The organism is Halobacillus sp. 12SKB (assembly GCF_052941655.1).
The window spans coordinates 2,260,771-2,281,291 of record NZ_JBRFWR010000001.1; the positions used below are offsets into that span (position 1 = coordinate 2,260,771).

20 protein-coding genes and 2 other annotated features are annotated in these 20,521 nt (G+C 43.1%); of the genes, 17 read left to right on the forward strand and 3 right to left on the reverse strand.

Features of this window, described 5'->3' with window-relative positions; all coding sequences use genetic code 11:
* Positions 1 to 94 precede the first annotated feature (94 nt).
* From ytxC to ACQ4XT_RS10890, 7 genes are all read left to right on the forward strand, one after another.
* On the forward strand, positions 95 to 913 hold the full coding sequence (gene ytxC, locus ACQ4XT_RS10860) for a sporulation protein YtxC (RefSeq protein ID WP_446853694.1): 819 nt from the start codon (positions 95 to 97) through the stop codon (positions 911 to 913).
* Positions 914 to 1,241: 328 nt separating this feature from the next.
* On the forward strand, positions 1,242 to 3,188 hold the full coding sequence (gene thrS, locus ACQ4XT_RS10865; protein ID WP_446853695.1) for a threonine--tRNA ligase: 1,947 nt from the start codon (positions 1,242 to 1,244) through the stop codon (positions 3,186 to 3,188).
* A gap of 848 nt (positions 3,189 to 4,036) precedes the next feature.
* Positions 4,037 to 4,160, forward strand: a sequence feature (ribosomal protein L20 leader region).
* 82 nt (positions 4,161 to 4,242) lie between these two features.
* Positions 4,243 to 4,746, forward strand: a complete 504-nt coding sequence (gene infC / locus ACQ4XT_RS10870) for a translation initiation factor IF-3 (protein WP_160915569.1) — start codon at positions 4,243 to 4,245, stop codon at positions 4,744 to 4,746.
* A 32-nt stretch (positions 4,747 to 4,778) separates the two neighbouring features.
* Positions 4,779 to 4,976 carry a 50S ribosomal protein L35 gene (rpmI, locus tag ACQ4XT_RS10875; protein ID WP_035509568.1) on the forward strand — a complete coding sequence of 66 codons (198 nt, stop codon included), beginning with the start codon at positions 4,779 to 4,781 and terminating at the stop codon, positions 4,974 to 4,976.
* A gap of 30 nt (positions 4,977 to 5,006) precedes the next feature.
* Entirely contained in the window at positions 5,007 to 5,363 is a 357-nt protein-coding gene (rplT, locus tag ACQ4XT_RS10880; protein WP_089650567.1) for a 50S ribosomal protein L20, read from the forward strand.
* A gap of 152 nt (positions 5,364 to 5,515) precedes the next feature.
* Positions 5,516 to 5,797: a DUF1294 domain-containing protein gene (locus ACQ4XT_RS10885; protein WP_446853696.1), complete on the forward strand. Its 282-nt coding sequence runs from the start codon at positions 5,516 to 5,518 to the stop codon at positions 5,795 to 5,797.
* A 38-nt stretch (positions 5,798 to 5,835) separates the two neighbouring features.
* Positions 5,836 to 6,408, forward strand: a complete 573-nt coding sequence (locus ACQ4XT_RS10890) for a TVP38/TMEM64 family protein (protein ID WP_446853697.1) — start codon at positions 5,836 to 5,838, stop codon at positions 6,406 to 6,408.
* Positions 6,409 to 6,417: 9 nt separating this feature from the next.
* On the opposite strand, the gene ACQ4XT_RS10895 is transcribed toward ACQ4XT_RS10890, so the two are convergent.
* Complete coding sequence (locus ACQ4XT_RS10895) at positions 6,418 to 6,843, reverse strand: sigma-w pathway protein ysdB (protein WP_446853698.1); 426 nt, start codon at positions 6,841 to 6,843, stop codon at positions 6,418 to 6,420.
* A gap of 295 nt (positions 6,844 to 7,138) precedes the next feature.
* On the opposite strand from ACQ4XT_RS10895, the gene ACQ4XT_RS10900 reads away from it, so the two are divergent.
* Positions 7,139 to 7,621 carry a dUTP diphosphatase gene (locus tag ACQ4XT_RS10900; protein WP_446853699.1) on the forward strand — a complete coding sequence of 161 codons (483 nt, stop codon included), beginning with the start codon at positions 7,139 to 7,141 and terminating at the stop codon, positions 7,619 to 7,621.
* 83 nt (positions 7,622 to 7,704) lie between these two features.
* On the forward strand, positions 7,705 to 8,790 hold the full coding sequence (locus ACQ4XT_RS10905) for a M42 family metallopeptidase (protein WP_446853700.1): 1,086 nt from the start codon (positions 7,705 to 7,707) through the stop codon (positions 8,788 to 8,790).
* Between the two features lie 45 nt (positions 8,791 to 8,835).
* Here ACQ4XT_RS10905 and sspI read toward each other — a convergent pair whose 3' ends face one another.
* A complete protein-coding gene (gene sspI / locus ACQ4XT_RS10910; protein WP_035509556.1) occupies positions 8,836 to 9,051 on the reverse strand; it encodes a small acid-soluble spore protein SspI in 216 nt (71 codons plus the stop codon).
* A 115-nt stretch (positions 9,052 to 9,166) separates the two neighbouring features.
* On the opposite strand from sspI, the gene ACQ4XT_RS10915 reads away from it, so the two are divergent.
* The 3 genes from ACQ4XT_RS10915 (at position 9,167) to pheT (ending at position 13,754) form a co-directional block, all read left to right on the forward strand.
* Positions 9,167 to 9,901 (forward strand): TrmH family RNA methyltransferase, encoded by a 735-nt coding sequence (locus ACQ4XT_RS10915; protein WP_446853701.1) that lies wholly within the window; start codon positions 9,167 to 9,169, stop codon positions 9,899 to 9,901.
* 57 nt (positions 9,902 to 9,958) lie between these two features.
* Positions 9,959 to 10,174: a binding site (T-box leader), on the forward strand.
* 103 nt (positions 10,175 to 10,277) lie between these two features.
* Positions 10,278 to 11,312, forward strand: a complete 1,035-nt coding sequence (pheS, locus tag ACQ4XT_RS10920) for a phenylalanine--tRNA ligase subunit alpha (RefSeq protein ID WP_446853702.1) — start codon at positions 10,278 to 10,280, stop codon at positions 11,310 to 11,312.
* A 15-nt stretch (positions 11,313 to 11,327) separates the two neighbouring features.
* The gene (gene pheT / locus ACQ4XT_RS10925) at positions 11,328 to 13,754 is read left to right on the forward strand and encodes a phenylalanine--tRNA ligase subunit beta (RefSeq protein ID WP_446853703.1); all 2,427 of its coding nucleotides are present in this window, start codon (positions 11,328 to 11,330) and stop codon (positions 13,752 to 13,754) included.
* Between the two features lie 67 nt (positions 13,755 to 13,821).
* On the opposite strand, the gene rnhC is transcribed toward pheT, so the two are convergent.
* A complete protein-coding gene (gene rnhC, locus ACQ4XT_RS10930) occupies positions 13,822 to 14,763 on the reverse strand; it encodes a ribonuclease HIII (RefSeq protein WP_446853704.1) in 942 nt (313 codons plus the stop codon).
* A gap of 147 nt (positions 14,764 to 14,910) precedes the next feature.
* On the opposite strand from rnhC, the gene zapA reads away from it, so the two are divergent.
* The 5 genes from zapA (at position 14,911) to ACQ4XT_RS10955 (ending at position 20,360) form a co-directional block, all read left to right on the forward strand.
* Complete coding sequence (zapA, locus tag ACQ4XT_RS10935; protein WP_089650576.1) at positions 14,911 to 15,195, forward strand: cell division protein ZapA; 285 nt, start codon at positions 14,911 to 14,913, stop codon at positions 15,193 to 15,195.
* Between the two features lies 1 nt (position 15,196).
* Positions 15,197 to 15,739, forward strand: a complete 543-nt coding sequence (locus ACQ4XT_RS10940; RefSeq protein WP_446853705.1) for a CvpA family protein — start codon at positions 15,197 to 15,199, stop codon at positions 15,737 to 15,739.
* Positions 15,740 to 15,843: 104 nt separating this feature from the next.
* Positions 15,844 to 17,565 carry a DNA polymerase/3'-5' exonuclease PolX gene (gene polX / locus ACQ4XT_RS10945; protein WP_446853706.1) on the forward strand — a complete coding sequence of 574 codons (1,722 nt, stop codon included), beginning with the start codon at positions 15,844 to 15,846 and terminating at the stop codon, positions 17,563 to 17,565.
* Positions 17,566 to 17,583: 18 nt separating this feature from the next.
* Positions 17,584 to 19,929 (forward strand): endonuclease MutS2, encoded by a 2,346-nt coding sequence (locus tag ACQ4XT_RS10950; protein WP_446853707.1) that lies wholly within the window; start codon positions 17,584 to 17,586, stop codon positions 19,927 to 19,929.
* Positions 19,930 to 19,952: 23 nt separating this feature from the next.
* Positions 19,953 to 20,360, forward strand: a complete 408-nt coding sequence (locus ACQ4XT_RS10955) for a DUF350 domain-containing protein (RefSeq protein ID WP_226591355.1) — start codon at positions 19,953 to 19,955, stop codon at positions 20,358 to 20,360.
* The last annotated feature ends 161 nt before the right edge of the window (positions 20,361 to 20,521 follow it).

Genomic DNA, 20,521 nt, shown 5'->3' on the forward strand with positions numbered 1-20,521 from the left:
CGTCATCTTTTAATGGTTGATTTTCAGAGGCTTGTCCTTGAGGTCGTCCATTGAACATAGAAGTTGAATGAAGTCGGGACGAGGGGGAATTTTGGTGTTTTGCATTCATTTTTCTAATCGTACGGAAGCGATCCTATTCTATAATGCGATTGTCTCAGAACAAAAACTTTGGATCTTCAAGGAACACAAAGACGGGTTTGATGTGAAGTTGATGAATGCTTCATTGAATGGAGCGGCTTATGTGCAGGCCATCCGCGCCTTTTTGCAAGTCATTCGGAAAAGGAAAATGCTCGGATGGATGGAAGGGGTATTAAAATATCGGTACTACTACGAGGATCCACAAGAAGTTCAACGAATGCTTGAAATTGGACAAGACTTTGAAGATAAACCACCCGCAGGACTCCAGTTGCCACCGATTTACCACTATTTACGAGCTTTTATACAGGATTATTTGATTGCCAGATGTTTTGTGGAGTTTGATGAACTCAGTGCGGCTTGTTTGCAGTCCGTCCATGACTCGCTTATTGAATACACCGGTAAAATCATTGACGAATATAAACAAGAAGAGTCTTATCAATTAATGGTGGATTCATGGCGTTATCGCGTCCATCATAAGGACACAGGCGTGCAGTTGCTTCATTTGCTTGATGATGGTCGTTTGACCTACTATCATGATGAAGGGAATCCGATCAGTGAATCAGAAACAAAACTATACATGAAGCAATATCCCGACGAAAGCATTGCTCATCTGCCGATTGAATGGCCGGTCACCCCGGCTCTTGCTCATGCCCCTGATGAGTTGATTATCTATTCAGATGAAACGGACCATTCAAATTTAGAGTTATTGATGAATATTTTTGAAGAAAAAGCTTCTTGGAGGCCCAAATCACAATTTCCTTTTAAAATGGGTTGATTTCCTTTTCCTAAATGGATATAATAACGTACATATCTAAACAACGGCTTGGAAAAGGACACGAACATAAAGTGACTCAAGACCAGAGAGAGGAGCCAACGGCTGGAAGCTCCTTGTTGACGGCTTTATTGTTTACCACCTTGGAGCTCTGTCTGTGAACATACGATTAGTAATGGACAGCGTCTGATCCGCGTTAAGGAGAACGAAGCCGCATGGTTTAACCTTGCGGGAATTTGGGTGGAACCACGAGTGATAACGCTCGTCCCTTAGCATATAAGCTGAGGGACGGGCGTTTTTTATATTTATTTTAGATAAAGGAGTGTTAAACATGTCGAATGCGATTCAAATCAAATTTCCAGACGGTAACATTAAGGAGTTTGAGAGAGGAACGACAGGTGAAGAAATCGCACAATCGATCTCCCCTGGCTTAAAAAAGCAAGCGTTGGCGATCAAATTAGACGGCGAACCTTACGATTTAAGAAGGCCGATCGAGCAAGATGGAGCTGTTGAAATCTTGACATATAAAAATCCTGAAGGTTTGGAAGTGGTGCGCCACTCTTCCGCTCACTTGATGGCTCAGGCGATTAAACGTCTATATGGCAACGTGAAGCTTGGAGTCGGTCCAGTCATTGAAAACGGCTTTTATTATGATATCGACATGGAAGAATCCCTTACACCAGAGGATCTTCCTAAGATCGAAAAAGAAATGCAGCGCATCGTTGATGAGAATTTAGAAATTGAACGTATCGAGCTTTCCCGTGAAGAAGCGATCGAAAAGTATAAAGAGATCGGTGATGACTTGAAGCTTGAGCTAATCGAAGCGATCCCTGAAGAAGAGCAAGTGACAATCTACCAGCAGGGAGAGTTTTTCGATTTATGCCGCGGAGTTCATGTCCCGCAAACAAGTAAAATCAAAGTCTTCAAGCTTTTGAGCATTTCTGGTGCGTACTGGCGTGGAGACAGCGACAACCAAATGTTGCAGCGTATTTATGGTACAGCTTTTGAAAAGAAAGCTCACCTTGATGAGTATCTGAAAATGCTTGAAGAAGCAAAAGAAAGGGATCATCGTAAGTTAGGAAAAGAACTCGACATTTTCACAGTCAATCAAAAGGTTGGTCAAGGATTGCCGATGTGGCTTCCGAAAGGAGCGACAATCCGTCGTACCATCGAACGGTACATTGTAGATACAGAGGAACGTCTTGGATATGACCACGTGTACACACCTGTTCTTGGAAGCGTGGATTTGTACAAAACAAGTGGACACTGGGACCATTATCAGGATGACATGTTCCCGACAATGGAAATGGACAATGAAGACCTCGTCCTTCGTCCAATGAACTGCCCACACCATATGATGATCTACAAAAATCAATTGCACAGCTATCGTAATCTTCCTGTGCGTATTGCGGAGCTCGGCATGATGCACCGTTACGAAATGTCCGGCGCACTAGCAGGATTGCAGCGTGTACGCGCGATGACATTGAATGACGCACACATCTTCGCTCGTCCGGATCAATTGAAGGATGAATTCAAACGTGTTGTTCGTCTTGTTCAGGAAGTGTATCGTGATTTTGGTATCAATGATTACTACTTCCGCCTTTCCTACAGAGATCCTGAGGATAAAGAAAAGTATGTCGACAATGACGCGATGTGGGATAAAGCCCAGGCGATGTTGAAAGAAACAATGGAAGATATGGAGCTTGAGTATGTGGAAGCAGAAGGGGAAGCGGCCTTCTATGGTCCAAAACTCGATGTTCAAGTGAAGACAGCTCTTGGAAAAGATGAAACATTGTCTACGGTTCAGCTTGATTTCCACCTGCCAGAGCGCTTTGATCTGACATACGTTGGGGAAGATGGAGAAGATCACCGCCCGGTTGTTATTCACCGTGGAGTGGTATCAACTATGGAACGCTTTGTTGCTTTCCTTATTGAAGAATATAAAGGTGTATTCCCGACGTGGCTCGCTCCTGTACAGGCGAAAATCATCCCTGTTTCCGCAGATGTTCATCTTGATTATGCGAAGAAACTTGAAGATGAGTTGCGTGAAGCGGGCGTACGTGTCGAAGTCGATGAGCGTAATGAGAAAATCGGTTACAAGATCCGTGAAGCTCAAATGCAGAAAATTCCGTTCCAGCTTGTGGTTGGTGATAAGGAAATCGAAGACAATGCCGTCAACGTCCGTCGTTACGGAGAACAAGATTCCGCAACAAAACCACTGGATACTTTTAAACAGGAAATCCGCAACGAAATCGATCAAAAGCTCCTGCGTAAGTAAAAGAAGAAAACCCGAAAGTCTTCCACAAGACTTTCGGGTTTTTATTTCGCTAAATGACAGGATTGTGGAAGACTTGATTTCGAGATGTTTGTGTGGATTTAGGGGCTCCGGGAAAAGGTTCGCTTTCCGTGGGCGAGTGATGAGCCTCCTCGAGCTAACGCTCTGCGGGGTCTCACCTACCACGCACTTCCCACAGGAGTCTCACCGTTTCCCTCCGCCCCTTTACCAAATGAGGTTCTCGAAATCCCTCTTATAGAAACCTGCCTAGTTGTGTTGTGAAATCCTGCTTAATCTGCATCGGCATAGGATTCTTAACTACAAAAGCTCTTATTACTGGAAGATAGTTTCGCTGTCTTACGAAAAGTGGGCGGAGGGGAATGGCGAGACTCCTAACTTAAGTGTGCAGGCGCCTTGATCAGCGGCGTATGGACTGGACTGAGCTGGCGGAGATAAAGGAAACACGAAGAACGGAGTGATTCGATGTTGACTTATCGTACAGAAGCGAGGGAAGTCTCACTAGCCGCTAAGCGCCGGAACCGGATATCGAAGAGGAAAAAAGTGCATGGTGAGACCCCACAGGACGCAGTCCGAGGAGGCTCACCGCGCTCCCGCGGAAAGCGAGCTATTCCCCGTAGCCCCCATCCACTCAATAATAGTCTCGAAACTGAGTCTTCCACTAAAGGGAGCTTTAGTGGAAGAAGGTGGATTGTGGGGAGTGGCTAAAAAAGCCTTGATTTTTGTAGGTGCATGGCTTATCCTAGTTTAAGTAGTCATGTCGGCGGAGTTTAGTTGTTGACATGCATCATAAGGCATGCTATTATAATTTAGGTAACTGAATGAACGGATCTAGAGACAAGTAGGAGCACCCGCTTCTCACCTGATCGACGCATAGCGCAGTTGGCAGGTCACTTATTCCTTTGATTATTAGGAGTCGTGTGGGTGCAGTATGTGTACCGACACTTTTTTTATTTGCATCAGGAAATCTTGTCGATGACAGATCTCATATAAGTTTTCTAAAATTTGTTGGAGGTGGCTCGATATTAGCAAGGATAACATGAACGTTAATGAAAAAATCCGTGCCCGTGAAGTTCGTCTGATCGACGTGAATGGTGAGCAACTTGGAGTTAAATCACGTAACGAAGCTCTTGATATTGCAGCGAATGCAAATCTTGACCTTGTTATGGTGGCACCAAATGCGAAGCCTCCGGTTTGCCGAGTGATGGACTACGGTAAATATCGTTTCGAGCAGCAGAAGAAAGAAAAAGAAGCTCGTAAGAAACAAACGGTCATCAAAGTCAAGGAAGTTCGTCTCAGCCCTGGGATTGAAGACCATGACTTCAACACGAAATTACGTAATGCGCGTAAGTTCTTGGAGAAAGGTGACAAAGTGAAAGCATCTGTCCGTTTCCGCGGTCGTGCAATCACACACAAAGAACTTGGACAAAAAGTACTTGAACGCATGGCGGATGAGTGCAAAGATATTGCCCAAGTAGAGACCAAGCCTAAAATGGAAGGTCGTAGTATGTTCTTAATGCTTGCTCCTCTTAACGAGAAGTAAGTCACTGTATCAAGTAAAAGGAGGAAATTCACATGCCAAAAATGAAAACCCATAAAGGTTCTCAAAAACGCTTCAAAAAGACTGGAACAGGTAAAGTGAAACGTTCCCACGCATTCACAAGCCACTTGTTCGCGAACAAATCTACAAAACAAAAGCGTAAGTTGCGTAAAGATGCACTAGTTTCTGCTGGAGACTACCGCCGCATCAAGCACATGCTTCCAAAAGACTAATATAGAACGACATAAATAGGAGGGATTACCATGCCACGAGTAAAAGGTGGAACAGTGACACGCCAACGTCGTAACCGTGTCCTTAAACTAGCAAAAGGTTATTATGGTTCAAAACATGCACTATTCAAAACTGCAAAACAACAAGTAATGAAATCAGGTCAGTATGCTTACCGTGACCGTCGTCAGAAAAAACGCGACTTCCGTAAGCTATGGATCGCTCGTATCAACGCTGCAGCGCGTTTGAACGACATTTCTTACAGCCGTCTAATGCACGGTTTGAAGCTTGCAGGTGTTGAAGTTAACCGTAAGATGCTAGCTGATCTTGCTGTAAACGATGAGCAAGGTTTCGCAAGCCTAGCAGAGCAAGCTAAATCTGCTCTTAAGTAATAAAATGACAATGAAAAAGAGCCATTTCCGATCGGTAGGAAATGGCTCTTTTTTATACTTGTAAACTTAGTCATTTACTTAGTACTTTATTTTGGAGGGTACATTTTTGAGACGTTTGTTTTTGCAAATGGTCTAGATGGGGAGGGTTTTTTATGGATGTTGTGATCCTCGTTGGTATATATGTAATTGTCATCAATCTAGTCCTTTTCATTATGATGGGTGTGGATAAACGTCGTTCTAAAAGAGGATCTTGGCGTATTGAAGAAAAGAAATTATGGGGAATAGCTTTAGCAGGAGGAGTCTTTGGGGGATGGATTGGAATGAGGGTATTCAGGCATAAAACGAAACATACTTCATTCAAACTCGGTTTCCCAATCCTAAGTCTCATCTATATCGCTGGAGCAGCCTACCTGGTGTATCGGTTCTATCTCTAGCCGCACTGTCATATTATGTAGACAGGGAGGGGGATGAGATGGGCGAAACAACAAGTACCATTTTTGCATGGTTAGAACATCAAGAAGCCTGGGCACCGCTCTTATTTATCGCTATTCATTTATTACGGCCTTTTTTGTTTTTACCCGTTATGCTCGTTTGTATCACGGGTGGCGTTTTGTTTGGTCCGATTGCTGGAAGTGCATACTCGGTGGTGGGTACAATGCTCTCTAGCTTATTGTTTTATCGCACCATCAGGCTCGTTCCTTCTGGCTTTAAGAAATTGAGATCCTTAAAAGAAAAATGGTTGAATAAGAACTCTCATTTGACGGTGAAACAGGTCGCAGTCTTAAGGCTTGTGCCTTTTATTCATTTTCATTTACTTTCCTACTGTTTATTGGAAATCAGTGCAGACTTTAAAGAATATGCGAAGTCATCATTATTTGCAAACTTACCCTTGGCCGTCGTTTATACGTCTGTCGGACAATGGATATCCTTGTTTTCCATTCCAATGATGATCCTCTTTTCGGGAGCTTTGATTGGTTTATGCTTCTTGATACGCAAAAAATATGAAGTTTTTTTATGGAGGGACTTTTTCCAGACGAGTCCATAAAGGAAAGCCTCACTCAAAGGAGTGAGGCTTTTTTTCATCGTGATTTTTTAATGGCTGAATAATTAAACGGGTCATCGGGTATTTCCACTCGATGGAAGCATAAGGATAGCGGATCAATATTTCTTTTTCCATAAAGTAAAGATCTTCTCTGTCCAGACCCTGCAGCTTTTCAGGGTTGTGTACACTCACGCTAATGTTAATGACTTCAAACGAATCTTCTGTGGTGCCTAAGTATTTCTCTCCTTCAAAGACATGTCCCTTTAGAGTCATCAAAAAGTTTTCTTTTGTATTCTCCTTGTTATCATGGAAATAAAATTGTTTTTTGTCTCTGGCAAGCTCCAATTTTCTCCTTGGATTGACAATGAATTTATAAGCGGTATAAATAATGAAGGCTATGGCAATCAGTAAGAGTAAACGGAATAATAAGATGATCATTTCTTTCATCTCCCTGTAAACTGTTCTTTTGCTTCCATACGTATGAACGTATCCTTTTGTTTCAAAAAATGATACATTTAATTAGAAAATTTTTTAAATAGGGTTCTTAGGTACTGATGATTATTAGTAAAGCATATGGCGGGATTGTTTAAACTTGATTTTGAGAAGCTTCAGGGGCGTTGTTGAGTGGAGCTCCTAGGTTCACACCATCGCATCGAAACGGAGTCTTCTAAAATTAACTTATTTAAAATCATCTCAGAGGCTTGCTAAAGGTAATATGAAGGAGTGTTAGGGTATGAATTGGGAAAGATTGTATGATATGCAACGGAAACTAGATCAATATATAGAAGAGCAGCACGAGATACAAGAAGGACAAAAGATTGAGGAGAAAGTATTAGCTCTGCTTGTTGAGTTGGGTGAGCTTGCAAACGAAACAAGATGCTTCAAGTTCTGGAGTACAAAAGGCCCCAGTGAAAAAAGTGTGATAGTAGAGGAGTATGTGGATGGAGTTCACTTCCTTCTTTCTTTAGGTTTGGATCTTGGGTATCGTCATTCATCCACTTCACTAGAGGAGCCTGACTCCCAAACAGCAGCATTTCTTTCTGTCTATTCTTCTATTGGGGATTTAAGGATGAAAAAGGATGAAAGCTCCTATGTTAAAGCTTTTTATGATTATTTAGTTCTCGGTCTTACACTAGGGATTACCGAGAAAGAATTGATTGAAGCGTACGAAAAGAAGAATGCCATAAACTTCGAGCGGCAAGATGAAGGTTATTGATTTTCGGAAAGACTGAATTTTTGTGAAATCGCTTCAAAAGGTTTATAATATCCATTGGATAGGAAAAGGAGGAATTGTTACATATGGCTAAAAAAGACGAAACATTACAAATGTTAAAAGATTTGACAGATGCTAAAGGCGTTCCTGGTAATGAGCGGGAAGCTCGTGATGTGATGAAGCAGTACATCGCTCCTTTCGCAGATGAAGTGTTTACAGATAATTTAGGCAGTTTGATCGCGAAAAAGGTAGGAAATAAAAAAGGCCCGAGCGTTATGGTAGCCGGTCACTTGGATGAGGTAGGCTTCATGGTTACCCGTATTGATGACAATGGCTATATTTATTTCCAAACGGTTGGAGGCTGGTGGAGCCAGGTAATGCTTGCCCAGCGCGTGACGATCATGACGCGTAATGGAGATTTGACCGGGGTGATTGGATCTAAACCACCACACATTCTACCTCCGGAGCAACGTAAAAAAGCCGTGGACATTAAAGATATGTTTATTGATATCGGTGCTTCAAGCAAAGAAGAAGCGATGGAGTTTGGTGTGAAACCTGGAGATTCAGTCGTTCCATATTTTGAATTCACACAAATGAAAAATGAGAAGATGCTTCTTGCAAAAGCTTGGGACAACCGTATTGGGTGTGCGATTGCCATTGAAGTCTTGAAGCAGTTGAAAGGGGAAAAACACCCGAATATCGTTTATGGTGTTGGAACTGTCCAGGAAGAAGTAGGTCTTCGTGGAGCACGTACGTCTGCCAATGTCATTAACCCGGATATCGCTTTTGGTGTGGATGTTGGAATTGCTGGAGATACACCTGGCGTGTCTGATAAAGATGCTTCAAGCAAGATGGGTGAAGGTCCTCAAATCATCCTCTATGATGCGTCTATGATTTCACATAAAGGTCTTCGTGACTTTGTAACGGATACGGCGGATGCCAATGAGATTCCATACCAATTTGATTCGCTAGCAGGTGGCGGAACGGATTCAGGTGCGATTCATTTAAGTCATGATGGTGTTCCTGCGTTGTCCATTACGATTGCGACACGCTATATTCACTCGCATGCAGCGATGCTTCACCGTGATGATTTTGAAAATGCAGTGCGTTTGATTGTTGAAGTCATTAAAGGACTTGATGCAGATAAAGTCCAGGAAATAACATTTAACTAATGACGTATGATATAAAAAGCCAACCTTTTTCAGGTTGGCTTTTTCTTATTGATTTTGCTTCAATCCCTGCTCTAACGTATCCAGGATTTCTTGTCTTTCTTGTTCATCGGATTCTTTCCATAACATTTCAAAAAAGACACCAAGGCCAGGAAGCATTTTTTCTTCGCCTTTTTGAAGGGCATCATCGATGGTTGCTTCCAACTGTTCCGCGTTATGTCCGCTGACGTTAGAAAGAATCGCAGCTCTTAAGTTTAAGTTCATCGGTCATTCAACCTCCTTTTCTGCATAACTTCGCGAATATTCTTCTTTAGTTTGACCAACCATGGTCCTGCTATGTATGATGAATGAGAAATAAACACGCAAATGAGGGACTATTATGTTGACTTCCTTACAGAATACAAAAGTGAAGGAATGGAAAAAACTACATAAACGGAAATATAGAAATCAAACAGGAAACTTTATTGTAGAAGGCTTTCATCTCGTAGAAGAAGTGCTGAAGAGCGATTGGGAGATCGTTGAAATGATTGTACGTGAAGGAACAGACTTTTCAATCCCCGAAGATATTCCTGCGGTAATGGTCAATGATGCTGTGTTTCAGGCAATTGCAGAAACTGAAACACCCCAAGGGATTGCAGCAATCGTTAAACAGAAGGAAGGATCCGTAGATCAAGCTGCATTGACCTTAATGCTTGACTCCGTGCAGGATCCTGGGAATGTCGGTACACTAATTCGGACAGCGGATGCAGCAGGATTCGACCAGGTAATTTTAGGTTCCGGTACTGTGGATGTCTACAATGATAAAGTCATCCGAGCGACGCAAGGGTCTATCTTCCACATCCCCGTAGTTACGGGAAACTTGGAAGACTTTGTAGGACCAATGAAAAAAGACGGAGTACAGATTTGGGCTTCTGCCCTAAAAGATGCTGCCCCTTTTCAACAACTGCAGGCTCCTTCTAAAGCAGCACTCATTGTAGGGAATGAAGGTCAGGGAATTCGGGAGAACCTTTTGAACGAAGCAGATCAACGTGTCTATATCCCGATTTATGGACAGGCAGAGTCCCTGAATGTAGGAATCGCAGGTGCTGTTCTTATGTATCATTTAAAGGGATGAGGTTGCATCCACAGGCTTCTTTGACTATAATATATTCAGTTGATAAAAATTAAACAATGAAATGCTTAGAAAGAGCAAAGTAGATGAATGTAAATCGTTATAGGGAGGAAGCACCTTGGACTGGAAGTGCTTCTAACGTGGCATGTATCGAAATTTCACTCTGGAGCTGGCCAATTGGCCCGGATTTATCCGTTATTTTCATCAAAGTGGGCACATGTCAATGTGTCAACAAGGGTGGTACCGCGAAACGACCATACAAGTCTCGTCCCTTTTTCAGGGATGGGGCTTTTTTTATTTTCCAGCCGTTTTTTAACCTTAAAAAGTTCTGAAGCATAAAGGGAAAATGAGTCGAGACGATTTTAAAGGAGGAAAAAGCATGAAGGAACGTTTAGAAGAGCTGCAACAGGAAGCCTTGGCCAAAGTCGATCAGGCGGATTCTGTTCAAGGCTTGAAGGATGTAAGAGTCGAGTACTTAGGGAAGAAGGGTCCAATTACGGAAGTTCTGAGAGGAATGGGCAAATTGTCCAAAGAAGAGCGTCCGGTCATCGGCCAATTGGCTAATGATGTTCGTGAAAATATTGCTCAAGCCATTGAGACAAAGCAAACAGCACTTGAGGATGCGGAATTAGAGAAGCAATTGGAAGAAGAAAGCATCGATGTCACCCTCCCTGCCCGTCCTGTGAAAGTCGGCGGTCCGCACTTATTGACGAGCATCGTAAAAGAAATTGAAGACCTCTTCATCGGTATGGGGTTTGAAATCAAAGAGGGACCTGAAGTGGAGGCGGATTATTATAACTTTGAAGCACTGAATTTGCCGAAAGGCCACCCGGCAAGGGATATGCAGGATTCTTTCTACGTTACGGAAGAACTCTTGATGCGTACCCATACGTCTCCTGTTCAAGCACGGACAATGGGAGCTAAAGACGGCAGCGAACCCGTCAAAATGATCTGTCCGGGTAAGGTGTACCGTCGTGACACAGATGATGCTACCCACTCTCACCAATTCACACAAATTGAGGGTCTTTTAGTCGATAAGAACGTCCGAATGAGCGATTTGAAAGGCGTTCTGAATGCATTCGCGAAGCAAATGTTCGGAGCAGATCGTGAAATCCGTCTTCGTCCAAGCTTCTTCCCATTCACAGAGCCATCTGTAGAAATGGATATCTCCTGCAAAGTTTGTGGAGGAAAAGGCTGCTCCGTATGTAAAGGTACCGGCTGGATTGAAATTCTCGGTGGAGGAATGGTTCACCCGAACGTACTTGAAATGGCGGGCTATGATCCAAAAGAATATTCCGGATTCGCATTCGGTATGGGACCAGAGCGGATTGCGATGTTGAAATATGGAGTAGATGATATCCGTCACTTCTACACCAATGATATTCGATTCTTAGAACAGTATCACAAGGCTTAAAGGAGGAATAAAACCATGCTTGTATCATTAAATTGGTTGCAAGAATATATTGATGTCAGTCGTTACTCGCCAGAAGAGCTGGCAGAAATCATTACGAAGACTGGAATTGAAGTGGAAAGTGTCGAACCTGTGGCAGAGGAAGTCACAGGCGTTGTTGTCGGGTATGTCCGATCTTGTGAACAGCATCCGAACGCCGATAAATTGAACCTTTGCCAAGTAGACGTAGGAGAAGAAACGCTACAGATCGTTTGCGGGGCACCGAACGTTGCTGAAGGTCAAAAAGTGGCTTTAGCGACACCGGGAGCGGTACTTCCAGGGAACTTCAAAATTAAAAAGACGAAACTGCGTGGAGAAGAATCCAATGGAATGATTTGTTCGCTTCAGGAGCTCGGTGTCGATGAAAAAGACGTCCCGAAAGAGTACGCTGATGGTATTTTCGTATTTCCCGAAGACGTGGAAGTCGGAGCAAATGCCGTTTCATTGTTAAACCTTGATGATTTGATCATCGAGCTTGGCTTGACCCCAAACCGTTCGGATGCTCTAAGTATGGCTGGCGTAGCCTATGAAGTGGCAGCGGCGATCGATGGCGCGTATGAATTGGCTGATGAAAATGTCCAAATGGCTGATGAAAAAGCAACTGATCATGTCTCTGTAGTCGTGGAAGACTCGGAAGCGAACCCTTATTATGGAGCTTTCATTATTAAAGACATCCAAGTCGGCCCTTCTCCACTGTGGATGCGCAACCGCCTGACTGCCGCAGGTATCCGTCCAATCAACAATGTCGTGGACATTACAAACTACGTACTTATGGAGTATGGACAGCCGCTACATGCTTTCGATTACGATCGCTTTGGCTCGAATACCATCGTTACACGTCGTGCGAAACATGGAGAGAAGATCACCACACTTGATGACCAGGAACGGACGCTGAAAAGCAATCACCTTGTTATTACGAACGGGGAAAAAGCTCACGCGGTTGCTGGTGTCATGGGTGGAGCGGAGTCTGAAGTCCAAGATGATACGAAGAATATTATTTTAGAAGCCGCGTATTTCCACCCGTCTGTGGTACGTGAAGCTTCTAAAGATCATGGACTCCGCAGTGAATCCAGTACACGATTCGAAAAAGGTGTTGATCCAAATCGTGTAGAACGCGCGGGCTTGAGAGCCTGCGAACTTCTTGCAAAATACGCAGGAGGAACGGTATTGAATGGTGTCGTGTCCCATGACGAACTGGACCGCACGGAAGTGCAAGTCACTGTAAACACGAACACCATCAATGATCGACTAGGAACCGAAATATCCAATGAGGATATTGCTGACATTTTCCGTCGTCTTCAGTTTAATTATGACCAAAATGGGGATGAGTTCCACGTGTCTGTTCCAACGCGACGTGGGGACATTACGATCTTTGAAGATATGCTGGAAGAAGTGGCGAGGATTTATGGCTATGATAATCTTCCGTACACGCTTCCACAAGGGGCTTCTCAAGCAGGAGGACTTACACTTGAGCAACTACTGAAACGTAAAGTGAAAGCATACTTTGAAGGTGCGGGACTTCATGAGACCATCACTTATTCCCTTACTCATAAGGATAAAGCTCAAATGCTTGTCAGCCCTGAAGTGAAAGAAAAATCCGTAAGCCCTGTCGCTCTTGCTATGCCTATGAGTGAAGATCATGGAACGCTTCGGTTGAGCATGGTTCCTGAGTTGTTAGACTCCTTATCCTATAACGTGGCACGGAAACAAGAAAACCTTGCTTTTTATGAAGTGGGTACTGTGTTTATCAGTGAAGAGGAAAAAGTAACGAAACAGCCGCACGAAATGTTGCGTGCATCAGGCGCATTGACAGGGGAATGGCTCTCTCATCCATGGCAGCAGGAGAAAAAATCGGTAGACTTTTTCGTTGCTAAAGGTATATTGGAAGGATTAAGTGAACAGCTGGACCTTCCTTTCACTTATGAAAAAACGAAGTTGGATCATATGCACCCAGGACGTACGGCAACGGTGTCGGTAAATGGAGAAGTCATCGGCTTTGTTGGGCAGGTTCATCCGAAGCTTCAAAAACAGCTTGGATTGAAAGAAACCTATGTCTTTGATGTGAATTTGGAAGCTCTTATTGAGGAATATAAGAAAGAAGAGAAATTCCAGACCATCCCTCGCCACCCATCTGTTTCTCGTGATATTGCGCTCGTCGTAGATGAGAATGTCACTGCAGGATCAATTGAGGAGACGATTGCACAAGCTGGAAGTCCATTAGTGAAGGATGTTCAAGTATTTGACCTATATCAGGGTGAACATTTAGATGAAGGCAAGAAGTCTCTCGCTTTCCGTCTGCTTTACCTCGATCCACTTCGTACGTTGAAAGATCAAGAAGTAGAAGAAACACACAACGCTATCCTGGAAGCGGTGAAAAATCAGCATCAGGCTGAGCTTCGGGGATAAACCATAGAATAAACTAAAAAGCTCAGAGTTTCCTAAACTCTGAGCTTTTTGTATAAGCAACTATTGGTTATTTAACAAATTTTTTCGCTTTTTCCGTGGTTGCAAAGTGGACTTTGGCTAATTCCTCCAGCTTTTTTTCACCATAAGCTTCAATAATAGCTGCAGCCGCGCGATCGACTTTTCCGGAGGCGCCTTTTGGTATCGGAAGACCTGTATCGAATTCCATCTGGTTCATCGCTTTTACAAAAGCAGATCGTGCAATGATGGAAGCTGTTGCAACAGCAATCGAATAACTTTCCGCTTTTGTCATAAAGTAAACATGTTCTTGAAGTTGCTGGTTTTCACTTCTTAGGTGTTTCTTGTACACATCTGGTTCTGAGAATTGGTCAATCAATATTCCATCTGGTTTTTCAGGTGCAATCTTCTCAAGCAGACGGTTCAGGGCTTGATGGTGGAGCATGGTTTTCATTTTTCCTTGGCTCCAGCCTTTCCTCTGCCACTGGTTGTATTTTTTATTTGGCAGCCTCAGGAGACTGTATGGAATGTTCATAGCCACAATATCTTTCGCCAGGTTGGTAATTTGGGCATCTGAAAGGTTTTTTGAATCTTTGACACCGATCGCTTTCAACTGTGGGATCTGTTCTTTCGTTACAAAAGCGGCCGCTACAGTTATGGGTCCAAAATAGTCCCCCGTCCCCGCTTCATCAGATCCAATATGTGAGCTTACGAAAAGCTCCTGATCAGGATGGTAAGCATGGCGTTTATTCTTGCTCTTACTATTGCTCTGACCTCCCGGGTGCGGGGAGGTAACGGTTCCCCATTTCTCAGCTTCTTCTTCTGGTTTTTGACCTTGGAAAAGTACCTTACCTGATTTGTAGGCTGTAATCGTACAGTTTGCTGTTTTAGCGGCAAACAACGCCGTCGGGGGACAGTTTTTTTGGCTTGAGGCGTAATGCTTCTTCATCTTCTCTAGTGTAGAGGCAGGTAATTTTAATACAACTTGGGGCATAATGGATTCCTTTCTGTCTCAAATGATAGGATTAGTATAGCAAAGTGAATGGCAAAAGAGAACATTTGCGAAAAACATCCATATTGGTTTCCTATTTGTCAAGCTTCGTGTTAATATAAAGTTTAGGATTGAGAGAAACTAGGGGGTATGAATGTGTCGCAGTCAGACCAAGAGAAAAAAAGAATTACAGTGGAGATCAACAAACGATCTTACACTATAGTTGGTCATGAAGAGCCCCATCATATCCGTATGGTATCCAGTCTGGTGGATCAAAAAATGCGAGAGATCCATGAAGCAAACCCAAGCCTGGATACGGCAAAGCTCGCCGTTTTGACCGCTGTAAATACAATGAATGAATATATGAAATTAAAGGAAGAATGCACAGAACTTATGAATTATATTGAAAAGAAAGAGAAAGAGGACAGAGGGTAAAATGATTGATTTATTGTTGTTGTTTATTTTGTTTATTGGTGTAATAACGGGTTTGAAAAGAGGTTTCATTCTCCAGCTTTTCCATCTCATCGGATTTGTTGTGGCCTTTGTACTCGCTGTCATCTACTATGATGACCTCGCGCCGAAATTGACGTTATGGGTACCTTATCCAGAACTACCTCAGGATTCTTCCTGGGCGATCTTCTTAGAAAATCTGCCTTTGGAACAAGCCTTTTATAACGCTGTTGCTTTTGCCATTATCTTTTTTGGAGCCAAAATCATCTTACATATTATTGCGTCCATGTTGGACTTTGTTTCAGAATTGCCGATTCTGCATTCGTTGAATACGTTGTTAGGTGGAATTTTAGGCTTTATTGAAAACTATGTCATCTTATTCGTGGTGCTGTACATAGCGGCACTTGTACCTCTAGCTGGGGTGCAAAGTGCTTTGGACGGATCGATTCTTGCACAGCTGATCATCGAACACACACCAGTCTTTTCAGAACAATTGAAAACGCTGTGGATTGAACATGTAGCTGGCTGAGTAGGATGCTAGGATGAAAGTACAGGTAGAGCCGCTATGATTATGATCATGGCGGCTCTTTTTCATCTTGAAAACAGAATAAAACGTAAAGGAGTCGACAAAACATGGCTATCGATAAAAAACAAGTCATTAAACTGTTGGAGAAAATCGCTGTTTACTTAGAGCTGAAAGGGGAGAACCCTTTTAAAATTTCCGCTTATCGTAAGGCTGCCCAAGCTTTAGAGCGTGATGACAGATCATTAAGTGAGATCGATGATTTCACCAAAATGAAAGGAATCGGAAAAGGTACGGCAGCGGTCATTGATGAATACTTAGAAAACGAAGAATCAGATACGTTAAAACAATTACAAGCAGAAGTTCCTGCGGGTCTTGTCCCATTACTTGATCTTCCAGGTCTCGGTGGCAAGAAATTGGCTAAACTTTACCAACAGTTAGGTGTGACTGATGCAGAGTCTTTGAAGGAATCTCTGGAGGCTGGCAAAGTGGAGGCGCTGGATGGTTTCGGGAAAAAGTCTGCGGAGAAGATGTTGAAGGCGATTGAAGAAGCAGGAGCACGTCCTGAACGTTTACCGATTGCTCTTATGCTTCCCTTAGCTGAGAAAATTGAGCGTTATCTGGAACAGGGGAAGACATTCACACGTTTTTCAAGAGCGGGTAGTTTAAGAAGAATGCGCGAAACGATTAAAGACTTAGATTTCATCATTGCGTCTGAACATGCCGTTGAAACTCGAGATGAGCTATTGGCGTATCCAGATATAAAAGAGGTTATTGCCTCCGGCGAGACGAAAGTTTCTGTCGTTGTCAATGAGGGTTATGATATAGGCATTGACTTTCGTATTGTTGCACCAGAAGAGTTTGCTACAACCTTACACCATTTCACGGGATCCAAAGACCATAATGTCGCTATGCGGCAACTTGCAAAAGAGAACGATGAGAAAATTAGTGAGTATGGCATTGAAAAAGTGGAAACGGGAGAAATCCAAACGTTTGAAACGGAAGAAGAATTTTTCCAACATTTCGGACTTCACTTCATCCCTCCTGAAGTCAGAGAAAATTATGGAGAAGTAGAGAAATTCAAAGAACCTATCGAACTCGTGGAATTAGAGGATATCCACGGGGATCTTCATATGCACTCGACTTGGAGCGATGGAGCCCAGTCTATTAAAGAAATGGCGGAGAAAGCAAAAGCGAAAGGGTATGAGTACATCGCCATTACCGATCACTCCAAATATTTGCGTGTAGCAAACGGATTGAATGAAGAGCGCCTGCGTTTGCAAAGAAAAGAAATTGAGAAGGTGAATGCAGAAATGGAAGATTTTCATATCTTTGCAGGCATTGAAATGGACATTCTTCCAGATGGATCCCTGGATTTTGATGATGAGTTCCTGAAAGAAATGGATTTTGTCATCGCATCCATCCACTCAAGCTTTCAGCAATCGCAGGAGCAAATTATGGAGAGGTTGACCAACGCTCTCGAAAACCCTCATGTTCATATGATTGCTCATCCGACCGGCCGCTTAATCGGACGGCGCGAAGGGTATGATGTGGATCTTGAAGCATTGATTGAAGGGGCGAAGCGAACAGGGACGATCCTTGAACTTAACGCGAACCCTAACCGGTTAGATTTGAGTTGGGAATGGTTGATGAGAGCTCAGGAAGAGGGCGTGAATATTGCTGTTAATACGGATGCGCATAGTTATCCAATGTTGGAGCATATGAAAATAGGAGTTGGAGCAGCCAGAAAAGGGTGGCTGAGAAAAGGTACAGTCATCAACACGTGGACGAAAGAACAGTTGATGGATAAGTTCAAGATCCATAAGGAGTAATAAAGGAGACGGTTACACATGAATCAACGCATCCTTCATGTACTAGAATTTAAAAAAATCATAGAACAATTGAACGAGCAAGCAGCCTCTTCCTTAGGGAAAGAACAAACGGCCGCTTTGAAACCATCTTCTGACTTGGAAGAGGTTCGCCATTTGCAAATGGAAACGGATGAAGCGGGACAAGTACTGCGCTTGAAAGGTCATGTCCCACTTGGCGGCATTTTTGATATTAAGCCAAGCTTGAAGCGGACTACAATAGGTGGGACGCTGAGCGCATTAGAATGCCTGGATGTTGCCAGTACCATTTATGGTGGAAGACAACTGAAGCGTTTCATTGAAGATATGGAAGAACCCGAAATGCCGATTTTAAGAGATATGGTTTCTAAAATCGCTCCATTGAGAGAACTGGAGAGTGAAATCAGAAACTGTATTGATGATCATGGAGGAGTCATGGATGGGGCATCTGAGAAATTGAGATCCATCCGTTCGAAAATTCGGACCTATGAGAGTCGAGTAAGGGACAAAATGGAGTCTTTTACAAAATCTAAATCCAAAATGCTTTCTGATGCGATTGTCACTATTAGAAATGAACGTTATGTTCTTCCGGTTAAACAAGAATACCGGGGATCTATTGGCGGGATTGTTCATGATCAATCATCTTCTGGGGCGACATTGTTCATTGAACCCCAAACGGTTGTTGACTTGAATAACCAACTGCAGGAAGCCCGTGTCCAAGAAAAAAATGAAATTGAAAAAATCTTGAAAGAACTTTCCGATGCGATTGCGGAGAACCATGAACCATTGTATGAAAATGTGAATGTCTTAGGGCATATGGACTTTATGTTTGCCAGAGCGAAGTTGGGTAAGCAGATGAGAGCCGCCATGCCTAAGATGAATGACGAAGGCCGCATTGATATAAAGCAAGCGAGGCATCCGCTAATACCTGAGGATGAAGTCGTGCCGAATGACATCGAAATAGGCACAGATTACACATCCATTGTTATTACTGGGCCGAACACAGGAGGAAAAACGGTTACTCTCAAACTCGTAGGATTGTGCACATTGATGGCACAGTCCGGATTACAGGTCCCTGCATTGGATGGGTGTGAGATGGCTGTATTCAAGGAAGTTTATGCAGACATTGGCGATGAACAGTCCATCGAACAAAGTTTATCAACTTTTTCTTCTCATATGACCAATATCGTAGACATTCTGGATAAAGTAGACGATCAGTCTTTAGTATTGTTTGATGAACTTGGTGCTGGAACGGATCCGCAGGAAGGGGCAGCTCTTGCGATGTCGATCCTGGATGAAGTAGTCAACCGGAAAGCGCGTGTGATCGCAACCACTCACTATCCTGAATTAAAAGCTTATGGCTACAACCGTCCCGATGTTATCAATGCTTCAGTCGAATTTGATATACAAACCCTGAAACCGACTTACCGCTTGTTGATAGGAGTTCCGGGTCGTAGTAATGCATTTGAGATTTCAAGGCGCTTAGGTTTAAGAGAATCTGTGATTGACTCCGCAAAGGGCCATATTGGTGTGGATTCTCAAAGTGTTGAAAATATGATTGCTTCATTAGAGGAGTCGAAGCGGGGAGCAGAGCAGGATTATGAAGAAGCAGAACGATTGCTTGCAGAAGCGGAAGAGCTCCGGAATGAATTGAAACAGAAATGGGACCAATTCGAAGATCAGCGTGAAAAGTTATATGAGAAGGCAGAACAAAAAGCAGAAAAAGCCATTCGACAGGCGAGAGAAGAAGCGGAAACAATCGTTGGCGAAATCCGGAACATGAAATCCCAGGCACAAATGAAAGAACATGAATGGATTGAAGCTCGCAAGATGTTTGACGAAGCACAGCCTGAACTGACGAAGAAAAAAACGAAAGCAGCTCCAGCACCTAAGAAAGAGTCGAAAGAATTGAACCCTGGAGATGAAGTGAAACTACTGACCCTCAACCAGCAGGGAACCATTGTGGAACAAACTGGTAAGAATGAATACCAAGTTCAGGTTGGGGTAATGAAAGTGAAAGCCAAACGCAAAGAACTTGAATTCGTTAAGGCGAAGCAACCCTATAAAGAAAAGCCCATGGCGACAGTCAAAGGTAAGAACTTCCATGTGAAAACAGAACTCGATTTACGTGGCGAACGATATGAAGATGCGTTGAACCGTTTAGAAAAATATATTGATGACGCTCTCTTAGCAGGCTATCCACGAGTATCCATCATTCACGGAAAGGGAACGGGCGCACTTCGGACAGCCGTTCAAAACTTTGCAAAAAACCACCGCAGCATCTCCAGTCACCGGGCAGGAGGCATGAATGAGGGTGGAAGTGGAGTGACCGTACTTGAGTTTCGATAATTCGTTGAAAAGGGAGCGGAGGAATGAGTAATTTTTGGGAATATACGTTAGTGGAAACCGCCGCTCGTTACAGTGTGGTTGTGCTGTGTTTAGTTCTTTTTATGGCGATTTTTGAAATCGTCACTTCTTATAATAACTGGGAAGAGATCAAAAAGGGCAACATTGCTGTAGCGATGGCTACTGGGGGAAAGCTATTTGGAATTGCAAACATCTTTCGTTTTTCGATTGAACATAATGACTCACTCACCCAGACGATGGGATGGGGCTTGTATGGATTTGCTCTTCTCCTTTGCGGGTATTTCATTTTCGAATTTTTGACCCCATCTTTTAAGATTGATGAGGAAATTACAAATGATAACCGTGCTGTAGGATTTATTTCCTTAGTCATTTCTATCGGACTTTCGTATGTAATTGGAGCGAATATCATTTAAGGAGAGAGACAGTGGAAACCTTAGCCAAAATTTTAATGGTCGTTGCCGCGGTATTTCTCATCGTCGGCATCCTGTTTTTTATCATATAAGTGTAGGATTCATCATCAAACAAGAAGTCCAAAATTAAACGGACTTCTTGTTTTTTTATGTTAATGTAATAT

Coding starts and splice junctions, on each gene's coding strand:
- polX (WP_446853706.1), top strand. CDS start 15,844: ATGGCTATCGATAAAAAACAAGTCATTAAACTGTTGGAGAAAATCGCT.
- pheT (WP_446853703.1), top strand. CDS start 11,328: ATGCTTGTATCATTAAATTGGTTGCAAGAATATATTGATGTCAGTCGT.
- rnhC (WP_446853704.1), bottom strand. CDS start 14,763: ATGCCCCAAGTTGTATTAAAATTACCTGCCTCTACACTAGAGAAGATG.
- ACQ4XT_RS10890 (WP_446853697.1), top strand. CDS start 5,836: ATGGGCGAAACAACAAGTACCATTTTTGCATGGTTAGAACATCAAGAA.
- ACQ4XT_RS10900 (WP_446853699.1), top strand. CDS start 7,139: ATGAATTGGGAAAGATTGTATGATATGCAACGGAAACTAGATCAATAT.
- ACQ4XT_RS10885 (WP_446853696.1), top strand. CDS start 5,516: ATGGATGTTGTGATCCTCGTTGGTATATATGTAATTGTCATCAATCTA.
- zapA (WP_089650576.1), top strand. CDS start 14,911: ATGAATGTGTCGCAGTCAGACCAAGAGAAAAAAAGAATTACAGTGGAG.
- thrS (WP_446853695.1), top strand. CDS start 1,242: ATGTCGAATGCGATTCAAATCAAATTTCCAGACGGTAACATTAAGGAG.
- rpmI (WP_035509568.1), top strand. CDS start 4,779: ATGCCAAAAATGAAAACCCATAAAGGTTCTCAAAAACGCTTCAAAAAG.
- pheS (WP_446853702.1), top strand. CDS start 10,278: ATGAAGGAACGTTTAGAAGAGCTGCAACAGGAAGCCTTGGCCAAAGTC.
- ACQ4XT_RS10905 (WP_446853700.1), top strand. CDS start 7,705: ATGGCTAAAAAAGACGAAACATTACAAATGTTAAAAGATTTGACAGAT.
- infC (WP_160915569.1), top strand. CDS start 4,243: ATGAACGTTAATGAAAAAATCCGTGCCCGTGAAGTTCGTCTGATCGAC.
- ACQ4XT_RS10955 (WP_226591355.1), top strand. CDS start 19,953: ATGAGTAATTTTTGGGAATATACGTTAGTGGAAACCGCCGCTCGTTAC.
- ACQ4XT_RS10950 (WP_446853707.1), top strand. CDS start 17,584: ATGAATCAACGCATCCTTCATGTACTAGAATTTAAAAAAATCATAGAA.
- ACQ4XT_RS10940 (WP_446853705.1), top strand. CDS start 15,197: ATGATTGATTTATTGTTGTTGTTTATTTTGTTTATTGGTGTAATAACG.
- sspI (WP_035509556.1), bottom strand. CDS start 9,051: ATGAACTTAAACTTAAGAGCTGCGATTCTTTCTAACGTCAGCGGACAT.
- ACQ4XT_RS10915 (WP_446853701.1), top strand. CDS start 9,167: ATGTTGACTTCCTTACAGAATACAAAAGTGAAGGAATGGAAAAAACTA.
- ACQ4XT_RS10895 (WP_446853698.1), bottom strand. CDS start 6,843: ATGATCATCTTATTATTCCGTTTACTCTTACTGATTGCCATAGCCTTC.
- rplT (WP_089650567.1), top strand. CDS start 5,007: ATGCCACGAGTAAAAGGTGGAACAGTGACACGCCAACGTCGTAACCGT.